The sequence below is a fragment of the Streptomyces sp. NPDC015032 genome (assembly GCF_043080425.1).
Lineage (GTDB): Bacteria > Actinomycetota > Actinomycetes > Streptomycetales > Streptomycetaceae > Streptomyces.
Window position 1 is genome coordinate 54,374 of the sequence record NZ_JBIBVN010000017.1, and the last position, 18,967, is coordinate 73,340.

Below are 18,967 nucleotides of genomic sequence, written 5' to 3' on the forward strand. Positions count from 1 at the left end.
GTTAGGTTAGGCTGGCCTGCATACCTCGGAAGGATGCTGAGTCTTCGATGATGGAACCGAGCGCTCCTCGCGTACTGCTTTCTCCCACCCGCCTGGCCGATGTACGCAGGCGAACCGGTGACTACGGTGACCGGACCATCGCCGAGGCGTGCGCCATCGGGCTGTCGTACTGGGCGACCGGCCTCGGTCCCGACGGCCTGGACCTCACTCCCGGCACGCTCTTCGCCGACGTCCTCGGATGGGTCGACAACGGCGGTACCGGGGGCGGCGGTTGGCAGGCGGGTGCGGACGGCCGGAGCATCACCGTCCCCGACGGCATCGCGCCGGCCGACGCGCAGCTCGCGCTGGACGACCTGGCCGACTTCCCGGACCGGCCCATCGGCACCATCGGCCCGTCCAGCGCGGCGGCGAGGATGGAGGCCCTGGCCGAGTGGAACGACACCCGGGCCGACCGGGTCCGCCCGACCATCATGGAGATGTTCCGTGAGCAGGCGCGCACCAGGCCGGACGCCGTCGCCATCGTCGACGAGCACCGGTCGCTGACCTACCGTGAGGCAGCCGAACGCTCCGGTCAGCTGGCCCATCATCTGATCGAACGCGGCCTCACCTCCGAGCAGGTCGTCGGTATTTCGCTGGGCCGCTCGGCCGACATGGTCATCGGGCTCCTCGCCGTGCTCCAGGCGAAGTGTGCGTTCGTGCCGCTCGATCCGCAGTGGCCCGCCGCGCGCCGGGCCGTCGTCATCGAGGACGCCCGGGTCGTGCTGCAGCTCAACGACTCCGGCGAGCACGGTGCGGGTGAACCGGACGCCGTAGCCGTCGACATCGGCAATTGGAGGTTCGGTGCCCACTCGGCCGAGGGACCCGAGGCAACCGTCCCCGGCGCGGCCCTGGCCTATGTGATCTTCACGTCCGGTTCGACCGGACGTCCCAAGGGTGCCATGATCCGGCACGAGGCGATCAGCGAGCGCCTGCTGTGGCAGGCCGGCGAGATCCTGGGCTTCGGCCACGACGACGCCTCGCTGTTCAAGGCGCCGTTGTCCTTCGACATCTCCATCAACGAGATCTTCCTGCCGCTGGTGTCCGGCGGCAGGCTGGTGATCCTGCGGCCCGGCGGCGAACGCGACCCGCACCACCTGCTGAGCGTGATCGCCGAGCAGCGCGTCACCTTCACCTACCTGGTGTCGTCCATGCTGGACGTACTGCTGGAGATCGCGGGCGACTCCGGCCGCCTGGACAGCCTGCGGCACGTGTGGTGCGGCGGCGAGGTACTGACCCCGGAGCTGTACGAACGGTTCCGCACCCGGCTCGACATCCCCCTGTACCACGGCTACGGCCCGGCCGAGACGACCATCGGTGTCTCCCACGTCATCTACCGGGGCGCGGCCGAACGCCTGTCGACATCGATCGGCAGGGCCAACCCCAATACCCAGCTGTACGTGCTGGACGACGAACTGCGCCCGGTCCCGGTCGGGGTCGGCGGCGAACTGTACGCGGGAGGACTCCTCCTGGGCCGCGGATACGTCAACGCGCCCGGCCTGACCGCGTCCCGGTTCGTGGCGAACCCCTTCGCCCATGACGGGTCCCGGCTGTACCGCACCGGTGACCTGGCGCGGTTCGCGCCGGACGGGTCGCTGGACTTCCTCGGCCGCGCCGACAACCAGATCAAGATCCGCGGCATGCGGCTGGAGATCGAGGACGTCGAGGCCGGCCTCGCCGAACACCCCGGGGTACGGCACACCTGCGTCGTCGCGAAGAAGAACGCGGTGGGCGGCACCTATCTGGTGGGGTACGTGATCCCGGCCGCCGGCCACGAGGAGCTGCGGGCGGACGAGGTCGGGGCGTGGGCGGCCCTGCACATGGTGGAGTACATGGTGCCCGCCCACCTCGTCGTGATGAGGGAGTTCCCGCTCACCGCGAACGGCAAGCTCGACCGGGGCGCCCTGCCGGAGCCCGTGATCGGCACAGGCGACACAGTGGAGCCCGCCACCGACAACGAACGGGTGGTGTGCGCGGCCGTCGCGGCGGTGCTGCGGCTGGAGAAGGCCGGTGTCGACCAGGACTTCTTCCGGCTCGGCGGAGACAGCATTCTGGCGATCTCACTGCTGAGCGCGCTGCGGGACGCGGGCCTGTACGTCACCGCACGGCAGATCTTCACCCACAGCGTTCTCGGGGCACTGGCCGCGGTGGCGAGCCGCGAAGACGTCTCCACCGTGGACCACGGCGATGCCGCGACCGGTTCTGTGGTGGGATCGCCCATCGTGCAGTGGCTCGGTGAGACCACGGACGCGATCGACGGCTTCGTCCAGTCGGTCGTACTGAACACCCCGGCGGACCTGACCGCCGACGCCCTCGACGCGATCCTTGCCGCCGTGCTCGGGCGGCACGACATGCTGCGCGCCAGGCTGGTGCGCGGCGACCGCTGGAGCTTCGACATCCCCGAGGCCGGCCGGGCCGCGGCCGGGTGGCAGGAGAGCGACCGGCCGCTGACGGAGTGCGTCGCGCTCGCCACCGACGGGCTCGACCCGGAGAACGGCGTGATGCTGCGCGCCGTGTGGCGCCGTGCGGCGCGGCAACTGGTCCTGGTCGCCCACCACGTCGTGATCGACGGAGTGTCCTGGCGGATCCTGATGGACGACCTGGCCACGGCGTGGCGCCGGTTCGCCTCGGGCGGCCCGGTCGAACTGCCCCCCGTGGGCACCTCGTTCAGGCGCTGGACGCAGTTGCTGGGACGCGCGGCATTCGACACGGACCGTACCCACTTCCAGCGCCCCCTGCCGGGAGCGGACGCACCGTTGGGCAGACGTGCCCCGACCGAGGCCGACACCGTCGCCCGGGAGCGGACGCGGACCGTCTCCGTGGGCCCCGAGGACACCGCCGCGCTGCTCGGCGCGATCCCCGCGAAGTTCCACGCGGGCATCAACGACGTCCTGCTGACCGCGCTCGCCGTCACTCTCGCCCGGTTCCGCCGCGACCGGGGACAGGACCAGACGTTCGCCCACATCGAACTGGAGGGGCACGGCCGCGAGGGACGCCATGTGGCGGACACGGCCGGCTTTGAACCGGAACTCTCGCGTACCGTGGGCTGGTTCACCACCCTGTTTCCGGTGACCGTGGACCCCGGCGCGACAGCCGACTTCACCGCACCCGCGTACCTGGCCGCCGCCCTCAAGGCGGTCAAGGAGGACCTCGCCGCCGTGCCCGGCAACGGCGTCTCCTACGGCGCCCTGCGCTACCTGAGCGACACCGGGCTGACCGCGCCCGCACCGCAGGTGCTGTTCAACTACCTGGGCCGCTTCGACGCCGGTTCCTCCGGCGACTGGCAGCTCACGGGCACCACCGGTCAGCTGGGCGAGAGGCGCGATCCGAGGATGCGGCTGCCGCGCGCCCTGGAATTCAACGCGATCGCCGAACCCGACGCCAGTGGCGCGTACGAGCTGGTCACCACCATCTCCTGGCCCGAGGGGATGTTCACCGACGAGGACATCACCACCCTCGGCGAGTACTTCCGGGCCGCTCTGTGCGCGCTCGCCGTGCTCGAAGAAGGCGGCCACACCCCCAGCGACTTCGCCCTGGTGCGGCTCACCCAGGCCGATGTCGACGACCTGGACGGCCCGGCGCTGCGCGACATCCTGCCGCTGACCCCCTTGCAGGAGGGCCTGTACTTCCACTCGGTCTTCGACGACGACGCGTCGGGCGCCTACGTCGAGCAGCAGCTGCTGACGCTGGACGGCAAGGTGGACGCCGACCGGCTCGCGGCGGCGGCCACCCGGCTGCTCACGCTGTACCCCAACCTGGCCGCCCGGTTCACGGCCCTGGCCGACGGCCGGGTCGTCTCCGTCGTCGAGAGCGGCGCGGAAGCACCCTTCACCACGCTGGACCGCCCCGGCCTCACCGACGACGAGATCCGTGATCACGCCGAGCGGGACCGCCGTGCCGGATTCGACCTGGCCGCCGGGCCGTTGATGCGGTACACGCTCATCCGCGCGGGCTCCGGCCACAACGTCCTGGTGCAGACCGTCCACCACATCGTCGCCGACGGCTGGTCGGTGCCCCCGATGCTCCGCGCGCTGCTGGCCGAATACCACGCGCCGGGGAGCGTGTACCCGGTCGGCGGCTACCGCGACTACGCGGCCTGGCTCGCCGAGCGCGACCACGACGAGAGCGACCGGGTGTGGCGCGAGGAGCTCGCCGGCCTGCCCGGCCCCTCCCTGGTGGCCGAGGGGCACACACCCTCCCAACGGTTCGCCGACACCGCGGCCGTGCCCGCCGTCGGCATCGACGACGCCGCCCGGTCGGCCGGTGTGCCCCTGAGCGTGGCCGTGCACAGCGCGTGGGCGGTGACGCTGGGCGGCATCCTGCGCGGCAGGGACGTCGTGTTCGGCTCCACGGTCTCCGGGCGCGACGCGGAGGTGCCCGGCATCGGGGACATGGTCGGGCTGTTCATCAACACGATCCCCGTGCGGGCCCGTTGGGACGGCGCCACCACGGCGCGCGAGCTGCTCACCGCGGTGAAGGAACACCAGAGCACGGTGCTGGCGCACCAGCACGTCTCGCTGGCCAGGATCGGCCGCCGGGCCGGCACCGGCCCCCTGTTCGACACCCTGGTGGTGTTCGACGTGGCGACCGACGTGGACGCGCTGGGCGGACCCGGCGACGCATGGGGCATCACCGACATCGTCAACGAGGGCGCCCCGCACTACCCGTTGACGCTGGTGGTGGAACGCGCCGCCGACGGCCGTCCGCGTTTCAACCTGATCTACGACGGGGAGCTGCTGCGCCGGGAGAGCGCCGAGGCGATCCTGGGCACCTTCACCCGGACCCTCACCGGTCTGCTCGACCGGCTGGACGCCCCGGTCGACGAGCCGGCCCCCGAGCCCGGCCGGAGCCCGGCGCGGGTCTCCCCGGCGACCCTGGGCGAGCTGTTCGACGCCGCCGCGGACCGCGACCCGGCAGCCACCGCCGTCACCCAGTGCGCCCTGGACGGCGCCACACGGTCACTGACCTACGGTGAACTGGCGGACACCAAGAACGAGTTGGCCTCGGTCCTGCGCGTGGCCGGTGCCGGGCCGGGCACGCGGGTCGCCGTCGCCGTACCGCGCTCCCTGGAGCAGGTCGTCGCCCTGGTCGCGGTCGTCACCGCGGGCGGCGCGTACGTACCGCTGGACCTGGCGTACCCGGACGAGCGGCTGGAGTACATCCTCGCCGACGCCGCCCCGCAGGTCGTACTGGTGGACCGTGAACAGCGGGACCGTCTCACCCGCCTGCTGGCCCGAGCGGGCGTGGAGGCCCGCGTGCTCGTCCAGGGCGACGAGCCGGCGCAGGCCACCACTGCCGGGCCCGGGGCCGGCCCGCACGACCCCGCGTACGTGATCTACACCTCCGGTTCGACCGGCCGTCCCAAAGGCGTAGCCGTCCCGCACTCCGCCGTGGTGGCGCTCCTCGCGAACACCCGGCCCGGCATGGACTTCGGCCCGGGCGACGTATGGGTCCAGTTCCACTCCTTCTCCTTCGACTTCGCGGTCTGGGAGCTGTGGGGCGCCCTGGCGCACGGCGGCGAACTGCTGGTGCCGGAGTACGGACTGACCCGCTCGCCGGTCGACTTCCACCGGCTGGTCCGCGAGCGCGGGGTGACCGTGCTCAACCAGACCCCGTCGGCGTTCTACCAGTTCATCGAGGCCGACCGGCTCGCCGCCGAACCCGTCACGGCGCTGCGCCGGATCGTCTTCGGCGGCGAGGCGCTGGACCTCGGACGGCTGCGCGGCTGGGTCGAGCGGCACGGCACCGGCGCGCCCGAGCTGGTCAACATGTACGGCATCACCGAGACCACCGTCCACGTCACCCACCGGGTGCTGACCGACCAGGACTTCGGCCCCGGAGACGACGTCAGCCCGATCGGCGGTCCGATCCCCGGCCTGGCCGTCCATCTGCTCGACGACCGGCTGCGGCCGGTGCCGCCGGGCCGGGTGGGCGCCATCTACGTCGTCGGCGACCAGGTGTCGCTCGGCTACCTGGGCCGGCCGGGGCTCACCGCGGGCCGGTACGTGGCGAACCCGTTCGCGGCCGACGGATCCCGCATGTACCACACGGGCGACCTCGCCCGCCGCACCCTCGACGGCGAGCTGGAGTTCGCCGGCCGTGCCGACGACCAGGTGCAGCTCAAGGGCTTCCGCATCGAGCTCGGCGAAGTGGAGTCCGCGGTCAGGGAACTCGACGGTGTCGTCGACGTGGCCGTCACCGTGGCGGACAGCGGCGACCACCTCGTCGCCCACGTCGTGGGCCGGGTGCCCGGTGACTTCACCGGCCTGCTGTCCGCCAAGCTGCCCGTGCACATGGTGCCGGGCCGGGTGCTGCCGGCCGATGTGCTGCCGCTGACGGTCAACGGCAAGCTGGACCGCAAGGCCCTGACCGAGCGCGCCGCACAGGACGACCCCCCGCCGGCCACGGGGTCCGCCGAGCTCACCGCGCCGGACGGTACTTCGGTGGCCGCGAGCGACTCCGTACTCACCGCGCTGATCGACCTCTTCGCCCGGACGCTGCCCGGCGTCGCGGTGGATGCCGACACAGATTTCTTCGGCGCGGGAGGCGACAGCATCGTCGCCATCACCGTCATCAACCGGGCCAGGGCGCTCGGCCTGCCGATCGCCCCCCGGGACGTGTTCCTGCTGAAGACACCGCGTGCGCTCGCCGGCCATCTGGCCGCGCACACCCCGCAGCCCGTGGCATCCGCACCGTCCCACCGCGAGGACGGCCCGCTGCCGGCGACACCGATCATCCTGCGCCAGCGGGAACTGGGCGGATCGCTCGCCCGGTTCGCCCAGGCCAGGACGCTGGTGGCAGCCGAGGGCACCGGCCTTGCCGACGTCCGGCGCGCCGCGAACGCCGTCGTGGCCGCACACCCCGTCCTCCGGCTGCGGCTGCGCGCCGAACACGGCGTGTGGGCCCTGCGCACCGAACCCGCCCGCGAGGTCACCGTCGCCCGGACGAACGCCGCCGACGCGACGGCCGCGGCGAACGAAGCCGCCGGGCGGCTCGATCCGGAGTCCGGGGACGTCATCGCCTTCTCCTGGCTGGAGGCGAGCCGCACCCTGGTGATCACCGTGCACCACCTCGCCGTCGACGCGGTGTCCTGGCTGATCCTCCTCGACGACCTGGCCACCGCCCTGAGCGGTGCGGCCCTGCCACCGCCGACCACGTCCTACGCCGAGTACGCCGAGGCACTGGCGGTGCGCTCCGCCCAGGCGGCCGACGGCCTCGGACACTGGGTCACCACGCTCCGGGCGCCCGCGCTGCTGCCCGCGGTCCGGGGTCTGCGCGAGACCACGGTCGTGCTCGCGCCCGAGGCGAGCGACCGCGTGACGCGCGACGCGCCCGCCGCATTCGGCGTGGGTCTCACCGAATTGCTGTGCGGCGCGCTGCGCACCGCGCTGACACACATTCAGCCCACGCCCACCGACCTCGCGATCGAACTGGAGCGGCACGGCCGGGTCCCGGCCCTCGAACACCACGACTACACCCGCACCATCGGCTGGTTCACCGCGATCGCGCCGGTGCGCCTCACGGCGCACACCGACCCCGTCGCGGCGGCGCACGAGGTCGCCGAACGCCAGCCGGACGAGTGCGGACACGTCGCCTACGGCCGGCTCAGATACCTCAACCCGCAGACGGCCCCGCTGCTGCACGCCCGACCGCAGGTGCTGTTCAACTACCTCGGCCGGGGCAGCGAGTCCCAGGCGCTGCACCTCACCGGCGGCGATCACGGCAGCCCGTACGCCGTCGAGGTCAACGCGTGGACCGACGAGGCCACCGGAAGTCTGCACGCGGCCTTCACCCTCGCCGAGGGCATACCCGACGAGATCACCGAGCACTGGCGCAGCGCACTGGAGCACCTCGCGGGCGCCGCCGCGACGGCCGAGCGCACGGCACCGGTCACCCCCCTCCAACGGGGCCTGTTCTTCCAGGCCCAGATGGCGGGCGCGGCCGGACACTACGTCGCGCAGAGCTGGTTCACCTTCGACCGGCACCTGGACGCCGACGCGCTGGCCGAGGCGATGGCGTACGTGATCGCGCGGCACCCGGTGGTGGGCGCGGGCTTCACCACCGGCGACGACGGAGACCCGGTCCAGGTCCTCAAGGCGGGCCGGCGGGTCGACGTCCGCACGGTCGCTCCGAGGACCGACGCGGAAGTCGAGGCCCTGCGCACCCGGGACCGCGAGGCAGGATTCGACCCGGGCGAGCCGCCGCTGATCCGGCTGACCGTGGTGCGGCTGCCCGACGGCCGGGACGGCCTGCTGCTCAGCTACCACCTGCTGCTCTGCGACGGCTGGTCCCGCGAAATCGTGCTGCGGGACCTGTTCGACGCGTACGAGGCCGTCGTGGCGGGCGAGCCGCCGGTCGCGGTCCCGGCCGTGCCGGGCTTCGAGGACTACGCCCGGACGCTCGACGCCGAGGACCCCGCGGTGTCGAACCGCTTCTGGGCGGAGCACCTGGCCGGCCTCCCGGGCCCGACGCTGCTCGCCGGACCGGCCCCGTCCCTCCCGGACGACCTGCCGCGCGCTCTCGTGCACACGATGTCCGTAGAACTGTCGGACCTGCTGCGGGACGCGGCCAGGGTGCACGGCGTCACGCTGAACTCGGTGCTGACCGGCGCGTTCGGCCTTCTTCTCGGCGCGTACACGGGCCGCAGCGACGCCGTGTTCGGTGTGACCGTCTCGGGCCGGGAGGGCGAGGGCCACTCCGGCATCGTCGGCGTGCTGCTCAACACGGTGCCGATGTGGACGCGGGCCCGGCCCGACGACACGATCGGCGCATACCTGTCGGCCGTACAGGCGGCCCGGGTCGAGGCAATGGAGCACGAGCACCTGGGGCTCGGCGAGATCCAGCGGGCCGTCGGCCACGACGCCCTCTTCGACAACCTGTTCGTGCTCCAGAACTTCCTGGACCTGGACGCGTTCGCCGAGATGAACGCCCGGCACGGCATCACCTCGGTGCAGGCCGACGACTCCACGCACTACCCGTTCACCTGGGTCGTCACACCCGGAGACCGGCTCACGGTCAAGCTGGAGCACCGCGGCGACGATCCCGACGGCGCCCGCCGTCTCCTCGACGACTACCTCCGCGTACTGGAGGACCTCGCCCGGTCGACGGGGCCGGTGGGCGCGCTGCCGGGGCTCGCCCCGGCCCCCGAGCCCGCCGGGCGCACCGACATCGGCACGGACACCGTCGTCGACCGCTTCGACCGGGCGGCGGACCGTGATCCCGAGCGGGTCGCGCTCGTCGCCCACGGCTCGCCCATGACCTTCGCCCGGCTCCGGGACCGCAGCCGCGCGTTGGCCGGTGTGCTCGCCCGCCGGGGCATCGGACCCGGGACGGCCGTGGGCCTTGCGATCCCGCGCTCCCTCGACTCGATCGTGGCGCTGTTCGCCGTGCTGCGCGTGGGCGCCGCGTACGTACCGCTGGAACTGGACCACCCGGACGAGCGGCTCGCGGCGATCGTCGCGGACGCCCGGCCCGAGGTGATCCTCACCGTGAGCGCCGTGTCGCCCCGGCTCGGCGGCGAGCTGATCGAGCTGGACCGGCCCCTGCCCGAGGCCGACCCGTACGTCACGTTCGCACCCGACGACCCGGACCGCCTGCGGCACCCCGCGTACACGATCTACACCTCCGGGTCGACCGGGAAGCCCAAGGGCGTGGTGACCGAGTACGCCGGGCTCACCAACATGCTGATCAACCACCAGCGGCGGATCTTCGAGCCGGTCCTGGCCCGGCACGGCCACCGGGTCTTCAGGATCGCGCACACCGTGTCGTTCGCGTTCGACATGTCGTGGGAGGAACTGCTGTGGCTCGCCGACGGCCACGAGGTCCACATCTGCGACGAGGAACTGCGCCGTGACGCCCCCCGTCTGGTCGAGTACTGCGGTGAGCACGGGATCGACGTCGTCAACGTGACCCCGACCTACGCGCAGCAACTGGTGGCCGAGGGCCTACTCGACGACCCGGCGCAGCGGCCGGCGCTGGTGCTGCTGGGCGGCGAGGCCGTCACCCCGACGCTGTGGCGGCGGCTCGCCGAGACCGAGGGGACGGTCGGCTACAACCTGTACGGGCCCACCGAGTACACCATCAACACCCTCGGCGTCGGCACCTTCGAATGCCAGGACCCGGTGGTGGGCGTGGCGATCGACAACACCGAGGTGTACGTGCTGGACCCGTGGCTGCGGCCCCTGCCCGACGGAGTCGCCGGTGAGCTGTACGTATCGGGCATCGGCATCGCGCGCGGCTATCTCGGTCAGAGCGCCCAGACCGCGCACCGCTTCGTCGCGTGCCCGTTCGGCGGACCCGGCGAGCGCATGTACCGCACCGGCGACCTGGTGGTCCGCCGGCCCGACGGGAACCTGACGTACCTGGGCCGCACCGACCAGCAGGTCAAGATCCGCGGGCACCGGGTCGAACTGGGCGAAGTCGAGGCCGCGTTCGCGGCGCACCCCGCGGTGCGATTCGTTGCCGCGGTCGCCCAGCCCGACCCGCAGGTCGACGGCGCGTACCGGCTGGCCGCCTATCTCGTGCTGGAGGGCTCCGACGTGGCGCACATCGCCGGTGAGGTGGGCGCCGGGCTGCCGGACTTCCTGCGCCCGACGCATTTCGCCCAGGTCGACAGCATCCCGCTGACCGTGAACGGGAAGGCCGATACCAAGGCGTTGCCGGAGGCCAAGCCGCTCGGGGCGCTGACCACGGCGGGTGAACGCGGCCCGGAGACCGGGACCGAGGTCGTGGTGTGCGAATTCTTCGCCGAGGCACTGGACCTGGACGACGACGAGGTGAGCGCGGTGAGCGACTTCGTGTCCCTCGGGGGGCACTCCATGCTGGCGGTGCGGCTGATCGGGCTGCTCCGCCGGGAGTACGGTCCTGTGATCACGATCCGTGATCTGTTCACCCTGCGAACCCCGGAAGCGATTGCCCGTCACCTTGATGAAGACTCCTGACACGCAGCGGCCCCGCCCGGGGGCGGACATCCTGCGGACCGCACTGCGCCGGAACGTCGGCGCCATGATCCGGGGCACCGCCCTCATGGGCCTGTACCAGGCGGGGGAGACCGCCTTCCCGATCGCGCTCGGCCTGATCGTCGAGCACACGATGCAGGACCGGAGTCCGGGCGCGCTCGGCCTGTCGATCGGTGCACTGGCCCTGATCATCACGACGGTGTCGCTGTCGTGGCGGTTCGGGATGCGCGTCCTGCAGAAGGCCAACACGACCGAGGCGCACCGCTGGCGGGTGCAGGTGGCCGCCAGCGGGCTCCAGCCGGTGGCCAGGGACGTCGACCTGAAGTCCGGCGAGGTGCTGACCATCGCCACGGAGGACGCCGACCAGACCGCCGACATCATCGAGGTGGTGCCGCTGCTGATCAGTTCCCTGGTCGCGGTGGTGGTCGCGGCGGTCGCGCTGGGCCTGGCCGACATCCGGCTCGGCCTGCTGGTGATCGTGGGGACCGTCGCGATCCTGTCGGTCCTGGCCGTGATGTCCAAGCGGATCGGCGCCAGTACCCGCGAACAGCAGGCCCGGGTGGCGCGCGCGGGTGCGAAGGTGGCCGACCTGATCACCGGCCTGCGCCCGCTGCACGGCTTCGGCGGCAACCACGCGGCGTTCGCCTCCTACCGGAAGGTCAGCACGGACGCGAAGCGTCAGGCGATCACCGTGGCCAGAGTGAACGGCACGTACGCGGGCACCGCGCAGGCCCTCAACGCGGTCCTCGCCGCCGCGGTGTCCCTGACGGCGGGCTGGCTGGCGTTCGGCGGCCGGATCACCATCGGGGACCTGGTCATGGCCGTGGGTCTCGCGCAGTTCATCATCGAACCGCTCAAGATGTTCTCGGAGATGCCCAAGTACGTGATGATGGCGCGCGCGTCGGCCGAGCGGATGGCGCTGGTGCTCTCCGCGCCGCCGGTGATGACCCCGGGGCCGCAGCGTCCGGCAGCGGGCGGAGCTCTCGACATCGGCAGCGTCCGGTACGGGACTCTGCGCAACCTGAGGTTCAAGGTGTCCGCCGGCGAGTTCGTGGCGATCGCCGCCTATCAGCCACGTGCGGCGGCCGATCTCGCGTCGGTCCTCGCGGTGAACGTCGCGCCCGATGCGTACGAGGGAGTGGTGCGGGTCGGCGGGCAGGCGATCGCGGACCTGTCGATCGAGGCGGTCCGCGAGCACATGCTGGTGAACCCGTACGACGGGGAGATCTTCGCAGGCACCCTCCGCACGAACATCGACCCGTTGGGCACCAGCCGGATGATTCCCGAGGCCGTCGAGGCGTCCATGCTGACCGATGTCGTCGCCCTCCACCGCGACGGGCTCGACTACGCGGTCCGCGACCGCGGGGCGAACCTTTCCGGGGGGCAGCGGCAGCGGCTGTCCCTGGCCCGCGCGCTGGCCGCGGACACCGAGGTGCTGGTCCTGCACGACCCGACGACAGCCGTCGACGCGGTCACCGAGCAACTCGTCGCGCGCAACGTCGCGAAGATGCGCCGCGGCCGCACCACGGTCGTGATCACCAGCAGCCCGGCCCTCCTGGACGCCGCCGACCGTGTTCTCGTGCTGGACGACGGCGTCATCACCGCCGAGGACACCCACCGCAATCTCCTCGCCGGCGACGCGGATTACTGCCTGGCCGTGGCCCGGTGAAGCGCCGGGCGGTTCCGGGAACGTGCCCGAACACGTTCCCGGAACCGCTCAGTGGAGAGCCCAGGCGACATCCCTGAGCAGGGCGTGCCGCCAGCCTGCCCGGTCGTGGTCCGAAGCAGACCGGGACACCCGCACCGTCGCGCCGGCCTGTTGGGTCAGGTCCTCGGCCAGCTCGCAGTGGGGCAGCATCCGCGTCTCGTGTTCCCCCACGTCGAACGCGCACCGCAGACCGGACAGGTCGGGGTTCCGGCGCAGGCGCGCGGCGATGGCGCCGCCGACCGGGCCGCCCAGCGGGTCCGCCAGGTCCATGGCGCCGGGTGCCCACCAGAACGACGCCGACTGGAGAGCGACCCGCGAGACCAGGTCCGGGAACTCCAGCGCCGCGTACATCGCGCTCAGCCCGCCCAGACTCTGCCCGGCGACCACCAGCCGGTCCACGTCGGCCGGCACGCCGGACTCCGCGACCAGCGGCAGCAGTTCGTCCCGAACGCCCTCCCACAGTTCGGGCCTGCACCCGAACTCGGCCTGCCGGTCCTTGGCCGGCAGGAAGACGAGGGTGACGGGAGGCATCTCACCGGCGGCGACGGCCGAGTCGAACGCGGTCATGGCCGGGTGCAGGTGCAGCCAGTCGTCCCCGTCGAGCAGCAGGACCACCGGTCCGCCGCCGCCCGCCGGGTGAATGCGCACGGTGCGCCGTCCGCCGAGCCGTTCACCGGCCCAGCGGAGCCGGGTGCGGGGAAGGGGCAGGACGTCGTCGGCGCCGAGGGCGGGCCAGTGCGGCTGGGCCGGGGCGTCCGGAGTCGTGGCGATGGACCGGTCACCGCCGGCACCGGCCGGGTTGAACGGGTCGGCGTAGGCTGCGTCGCCCACGAGGAGTTGGTAGGTCACCCGCAGTCGCGCGGGCATCCGCACTTCGGCGTACCAACAGTCCGAGTCGGCCCATCGGCGCAGGGGAATCGGCGGTGACCAGCTCTCGAAGCCGATACGGGCCGGAGACCCGCGCCAGAGGAAGAGGGTCAGCCAGTCACCGTTGCCGGCAGGTGCCGACGCGGGCGTCCGCGCCGACGCCCAGAACGCTTCGGTGCCGGGTTCGCCGGGCAGCCCGAACGCGGCGAAGACGTTCTCCTCGTGGGCCGCGAGGCCGGAGCCGGGACCGGTCATGACCGGCCGGTGAGGGGGCTGACCGTCCCCTGGAAGCGCGTGACCGGGGGCGCGTTCGTGCCGTCCTCGGTGGGAACCCGTTCGATCGCCGGGCGCATGAACATCTCCTTGTGAGAGGGAAGGGGAGAGGTTAGGCTCATCGTGTATTAGGTGAGCCTAACCTAATATATTCTCTCCTTCTCTCTCCGATTCGCTTCCCGAATGGGCCCACGATGTCCCCTTATCCGACCCCATCAACTATCCCCCCGCCGTTGTGACCTGCCCACCGCCCCATCTGCACCAGCGATCTGACGCATATTCACCGTGCCGCTGTAGCAGGCCTGTTGAACTCCAGGAGACACTGAACATGAGCACCAACCCTTTCGACGACCCCGAAGGCCGCTTCCTGGTCCTGGTGAACCACGAGGGACAGCACTCGCTCTGGCCGTCCTTCGCCGAGGTCCCGGGGGGATGGACGGTCGTCCTCGGTGAGAACACCCGGGAGGCATGCCTGGACTTCGTCGAGGCCCGCTGGACCGACCTGCGCCCCCGATCCCTCGCGGCATCCTCCGACTGACCGCGCACGGCGAACCGCCCCGCCAGGGGGCGGGAAGGAAAGTCTTGACCACGGCTACGCCGCGTCCTGCCCCGCTGTCGCATGCACGCCCCGCATGGACGTCCTCCGTGCGCTCCGCCCGCGAGGAGGACGCTGCCGCACTCGCCGAACTCTCCCGGCCTTTCGTGCACTCGGGGGCGCTGCGGGAGCGGCCCGCCTCCCTCTACGCCACCCGCGCGGCCGACTTCCTCGTGACGCAGGCACCCGGAGGCTCCCTCGAAGGCTGCGTCGGCCTGCGTGTGTACCCGGCCCGTTCCGGGGAGGGCTGCGGACCCGTGGGCGTGCTGTACAACTTCTGTGTGGCCGCCCACAAGCAGGGGTGCGGGGTGGGAGCCGGACTCCTGCACGCCGTACTGGCCTTGGCGCGCGCCCAGTCGCTCGATGCCCTGTTCACGGCGACGACCGGCGGTGGCGGCCTGTTCCTTCGGTACGGGTTCGCGCCCACGACCGCGCGTCTGGCGCCTTCGTCCTGGGCGGAGTCCCTGGACCCCCGGCGCGACGCGCGGATCCTCGCCAGGGCCTTGTGGCCGCCGGCCTGCGCGGGTGCGCCGGGTCCTGCCTGCTGAGAGCCTGTCGGGTGACCTTCGATCGGGTAGCGGACGCGGTCTGGTGCGTGCGATTCCAAGGCGCCGGGATGTCCTTGTAGCGGAGCTACTTGGGCATTTCGGCAACGCGGGAAGCGTGCGTGCCAGGGCGTGACCGCCCGATCAGAGGTCACCCGACAGGCTCTGAGGCGGTGGACGGCCGCGGCGGGGCGGCCGAGCGTGTTGGTGGCGATCCTGAAGGTGCAGTCCGTGAACGTACGCCCGAGATCGCCTCACATCGTGCGGCTCCCGCCCCGCATCGGTGTCAGGGGCGGGGCGCCGCAGGTGCCCGTCGGCGGTGCGTGAGTGGCGCACCGTCCGCGGCGGTCACGTGCTTCTCCCGTTGTGGTCCGGGCTGTTGTCGGGAACCACGGTGGTGCCGGGGCCGGTCTCGCCGAGGACGCCTCGCAGCACCGCGTGCGGCACGCGGCCGTCGAGCACGTGTGCCCTGCGCACGCCGCCGCGGACGGCCCGCAGGCAGCCTTCCATCTTCGGCAGCATCCCACTCGCCAGCCCCGGCAGCAGCCTGCCCAGCGCATCGGCGGTCAGGCGCTCGATCACCTCGGTGCTCTGCGGCCAGTTCGCGTACAGCCCCTCCACATCGGTGAGCATCACCAGCCGCTCGGCATCGAGGGCCACGGCCAGGGCCGACGCCGCGAGATCGGCGTTGACGTTGTAGATCTGTCCGTCCTCACCGCGTGCCACGGGGGAGACCACCGGGACGTGCCCCTGCTCCAGGAGCGTGCGCACCATGCCCGGGTTCACGTCCACGATGTCGCCCACGAGGCCGATATCCACCGGTCGGCCGTCCACCAGGGCCGGTCGTCGCACCGCCGTCATGGTGTGTGCGTCCTCGCCCGTCATGCCCACGGCGAAGGGCCCATGGGCGTTGATGTGGCCGACCAGCTCCCGCTGGACCCGGCCGCTCAGCACCATGCGCACCACCTCCATGGTCTCCGGCGTGGTCACCCGCAGGCCCGCCTCGAAGCGGGATTCCAGGCCGAGGCGGTCGAGCATCGCGCTGATCTGCGGCCCGCCCCCGTGTACGACGACCGGGCGCAGGCCGGTGTGCCACAGCTCCACGATGTCCCGGGCGAACGTCCGTTGCAGGCTCGCGTCCACCATGGCGTTGCCACCGAACTTGACGACGACCGCGCGGTCCCGCAGTTCTTCCGGCAGGGGAAGTGACCCGGTGGACGGATCCGCCTCCGCGCGCTCTGTGACGACCGGTCTCACGTCTGCCCCCGCCTCGTTCACGAACCGTGCCCGCCGTTCCCCGACGGCATACGAACCGACGGGTGCGGACTGCCGAGATTTTCTTAGCTTAGCCTAACCTAAATAATGACAACCCTGGTGTGGATCGGCCTGTCTCCCGGAGCTTGTGCGGAGGCGCGCGGTGTGCCTGTGCGTGGAGTTGCCAACCGGGCGGGCCGAGCAGTGCCGGGCCGGCCCGCGCCGGGGCCGGGGCACGCGCAGGTGCCCCGGCCCTTCGGGCGCTTGCGGGTCAGGACGCGGGCAGTTCACCGCGGACCGTGCGGGCCGCGGTGACCAGGTTCTCCAGGGACGCCCTGGTCTCGGGCCAGCCGCGGGTCTTCAGGCCGCAGTCGGGGTTGACCCACAGCCGTTCGGCGGGAATGGCCTTCAGCCCCTTGCGAAGGAGTGCGGCAGCCTCGTCCGCGTCGGGCACGCGGGGGGAGTGGATGTCGTACAGGCCGGGGCCCGTTTCGCGCGGGTAGCCGTGAGCGGCGAGTTCGCGGGCCACCTGCATGTGGGAGCGGGCGGCCTCCAGGCTGATGACGTCGGCGTCGAGGTCGTCGATGGCCTGGACGATGTCGCCGAACTCGGCGTAGCACATGTGGGTGTGGATCTGGGTATCCGGTCGCACGCCGCTGGTGGTGAGACGGAACGACTCGGTGGCCCATTCCAGGTACGCGGGGTGGCCCGCCGCGCGCAGGGGCAGGGTCTCGCGCAGGGCGGGTTCGTCGACCTGGATGATTGAAGCCCCCGCGCTCTCCAGGTCGTCGACCTCGTCGCGCAGGGCGAGGGCGACCTGTCGGGCGGTGTCGCCGAGCGGCTGGTCGTCGCGGACGAAGGACCAGGCCAGCATGGTGACGGGTCCGGTCAGCATGCCCTTGACCGGACGGTCGGTGAGCGACTGGGCGTATGAGGTCCAGCGCACCGTCATCGCGGCGGGGCGGGAGATGTCGCCGGCCAGGACCGGCGGGCGGACGTAGCGGGTGCCGTAGGACTGGACCCAGCCGTGCTGAGTGGCGAGGTAACCGGTGAGCTGTTCGGCGAAGTACTGCACCATGTCGTTGCGTTCGGGCTCGCCGTGTACCAGGACATCGATGCCGGTCTTCTCCTGGAAGGAGATGACCTCGCCGATTTCGGCCTTGATCCGCTCTTCGTAACCGGCCGTGTCGATCCGGCCCGCGCGCAGGTCGGCGCGGGCCGCGCGCAGCTCATCGGTCTGCGGGAACGAGCCGATGGTGGTCGTCGGCAGCAGCGGCAGCCCGAGGTGGGCACGCTGGGCGGCGGCACGCCGGGTGTACGGCTGGGAGCGACGGCCGTCGGTGTCGGTGATGGCCGCGGTCCTGGCCCGTACGGCGGGGTCGTGGGTGATCGGGGAGTTCGCGCGGGAGGCGAGGTCGGCGCGGTTGGCGGCGATCTCCGCGGCGACGGCGCCAGTGCCCTGGGCCAGTCCCTTCGCCAGCGTGACGACCTCCGCGGTCTTCTGCTCGGCGAAGGCGAGCCAGCGAAGGATCCGAGGGTCGATGTCCCTTTCGGGCGCTGTGTCGAGGGGGACGTGCAGCAGGGAGCAGGAGGCGGCCACGTCGACCCGGTCGGCGAGGCCGAGGAGAGTGGCGAGGGTGGCCAGCGACTTCTCGTAGTCGTTGATCCAGATATTGCGGCCGTTGACGACGCCCGCGACGAGCCGTTTGCCGGGCAGCCCGCCGACGGCGGCGAGGTCTTCGAGGTTGGCGGCCGCGGCGTCGGTGAAGTCCAGCGCCAAGCCGTCCACCGGGGCCTTCGCCAGTACGGGGAGCGCCTCGCCGAGCCGGTCGAAGTAGGAGGCCACGAGCAGCCTGGGCCGGTCGGTCAGATCGCCGAGTCCACGGTAGGCGCGGGCAGCGGCGTCCAGCTCGGCCGGGGAGCGGTCCTGGACCAGCGCGGGCTCGTCGAGTTGGACCCATTCCGCGCCGGCCGCACGCAGATCGGCGAGTACCTCCGCGTAGACCGGCAGCAGCCGGTCCAGCAGGGTGAGCGGTTCGAAGCCGGCCGCCACCCCGGGGGCGGGTTTGGCGAGCAGGAGGTAGGTGACGGGGCCGACCAGCACAGGACGGGCGGTGTGTCCGAGCGCGAGGGCTTCCTTCAGCTCGGTGACCTGCTTGACGGAGTCGGCGGTGAAGACGGTGTCCGGGCCGAGCTCGGGGACGAGGTAGTGGTAGTTGGTGTCGAACCACTTGGTCATCTCCAGCGGCGCCACATCCTGGGTGCCGCGGGCCATCGCGAAGTAGCCGTCGAGTGCGTCGGCGCTGACCGTCTCACGATGCCGCCGGGGGACGGCGCCGACCATGACACTGGTGTCCAGGACATGGTCGTAATAAGAGAAGTCGCCGGTGGGCACCTCGTGGACACCGGCATCCGCCAGCTGCTGCCAGTTGGACCGGCGCAGACCGGCCGCCGTTTCGCGGAGGGCGTCGGCGATGACCCGGCCCTTCCAGTATCCCTCGACGGCCTTCTTCAGTTCCCGGTTCGGGCCCTGGCGGGGGTAGCCGTACACGGTGGCCCGTGCTGCCGCGGCTGCGGGCTTCGCTGTCACGGAAATCTCCTTCGCGAGATGACTCCTTGAGATCCCGGAGACGGGACACGGGCGCGAAGGGTGACGAACCGGACGGATCGGTCGCACCTCGGGGGTGCTCGTCCGTCTGGTATGTACGCCGACCCGCCCACGAGGTCACCG

At 71.9% G+C, this 18,967-nt stretch carries 7 protein-coding genes; 4 read left to right on the top strand and 3 right to left on the bottom strand.

Going from position 1 to position 18,967, the window contains the following annotated elements:
- Positions 1-47 precede the first annotated feature (47 nt).
- Both ACF08M_RS23375 and ACF08M_RS23380 read left to right on the top strand, forming a co-directional pair.
- Positions 48-10,976 (top strand): amino acid adenylation domain-containing protein, encoded by a 10,929-nt coding sequence (locus ACF08M_RS23375; RefSeq protein ID WP_392187203.1) that lies wholly within the window; start codon positions 48-50, stop codon positions 10,974-10,976.
- Complete coding sequence (locus ACF08M_RS23380) at positions 10,963-12,663, top strand: ABC transporter ATP-binding protein (protein WP_392187204.1); 1,701 nt, start codon at positions 10,963-10,965, stop codon at positions 12,661-12,663. Before ACF08M_RS23375 ends, ACF08M_RS23380 begins: the two co-directional genes overlap by 14 nt.
- Positions 12,664-12,711: 48 nt before the next feature.
- On the opposite strand, the gene ACF08M_RS23385 is transcribed toward ACF08M_RS23380, so the two are convergent.
- The gene (locus tag ACF08M_RS23385; protein ID WP_392187205.1) at positions 12,712-13,824 is read right to left on the bottom strand and encodes an alpha/beta hydrolase-fold protein; all 1,113 of its coding nucleotides are present in this window, start codon (positions 13,822-13,824) and stop codon (positions 12,712-12,714) included.
- A 346-nt stretch (positions 13,825-14,170) separates the two neighbouring features.
- Here ACF08M_RS23385 and ACF08M_RS23390 point away from each other — a divergent pair, with 346 nt between their 5' ends.
- Both ACF08M_RS23390 and ACF08M_RS23395 read left to right on the top strand, forming a co-directional pair.
- Positions 14,171-14,380 carry an MbtH family protein gene (locus ACF08M_RS23390; protein ID WP_392187206.1) on the top strand — a complete coding sequence of 70 codons (210 nt, stop codon included), beginning with the start codon at positions 14,171-14,173 and terminating at the stop codon, positions 14,378-14,380.
- 44 nt (positions 14,381-14,424) lie between these two features.
- Positions 14,425-14,985: a GNAT family N-acetyltransferase gene (locus tag ACF08M_RS23395; protein ID WP_392187207.1), complete on the top strand. Its 561-nt coding sequence runs from the start codon at positions 14,425-14,427 to the stop codon at positions 14,983-14,985.
- Positions 14,986-15,330: 345 nt separating this feature from the next.
- Here ACF08M_RS23395 and argB read toward each other — a convergent pair whose 3' ends face one another.
- Positions 15,331-16,182 carry an acetylglutamate kinase gene (argB, locus tag ACF08M_RS23400; RefSeq protein WP_392187276.1) on the bottom strand — a complete coding sequence of 284 codons (852 nt, stop codon included), beginning with the start codon at positions 16,180-16,182 and terminating at the stop codon, positions 15,331-15,333.
- A 325-nt stretch (positions 16,183-16,507) separates the two neighbouring features.
- A complete protein-coding gene (gene metE / locus ACF08M_RS23405) occupies positions 16,508-18,826 on the bottom strand; it encodes a 5-methyltetrahydropteroyltriglutamate--homocysteine S-methyltransferase (protein WP_392187208.1) in 2,319 nt (772 codons plus the stop codon).
- Positions 18,827-18,967: the final 141 nt, after the last annotated feature.

Bases quoted from the DNA above. Each gene is read 5' to 3' on its own strand.
- ACF08M_RS23375 (WP_392187203.1), top strand. From the start codon at position 48: ATGATGGAACCGAGCGCTCCTCGCGTACTGCTTTCTCCCACCCGCCTG.
- ACF08M_RS23380 (WP_392187204.1), top strand. From the start codon at position 10,963: ATGAAGACTCCTGACACGCAGCGGCCCCGCCCGGGGGCGGACATCCTG.
- ACF08M_RS23385 (WP_392187205.1), bottom strand. From the start codon at position 13,824: ATGACCGGTCCCGGCTCCGGCCTCGCGGCCCACGAGGAGAACGTCTTC.
- ACF08M_RS23390 (WP_392187206.1), top strand. From the start codon at position 14,171: ATGAGCACCAACCCTTTCGACGACCCCGAAGGCCGCTTCCTGGTCCTG.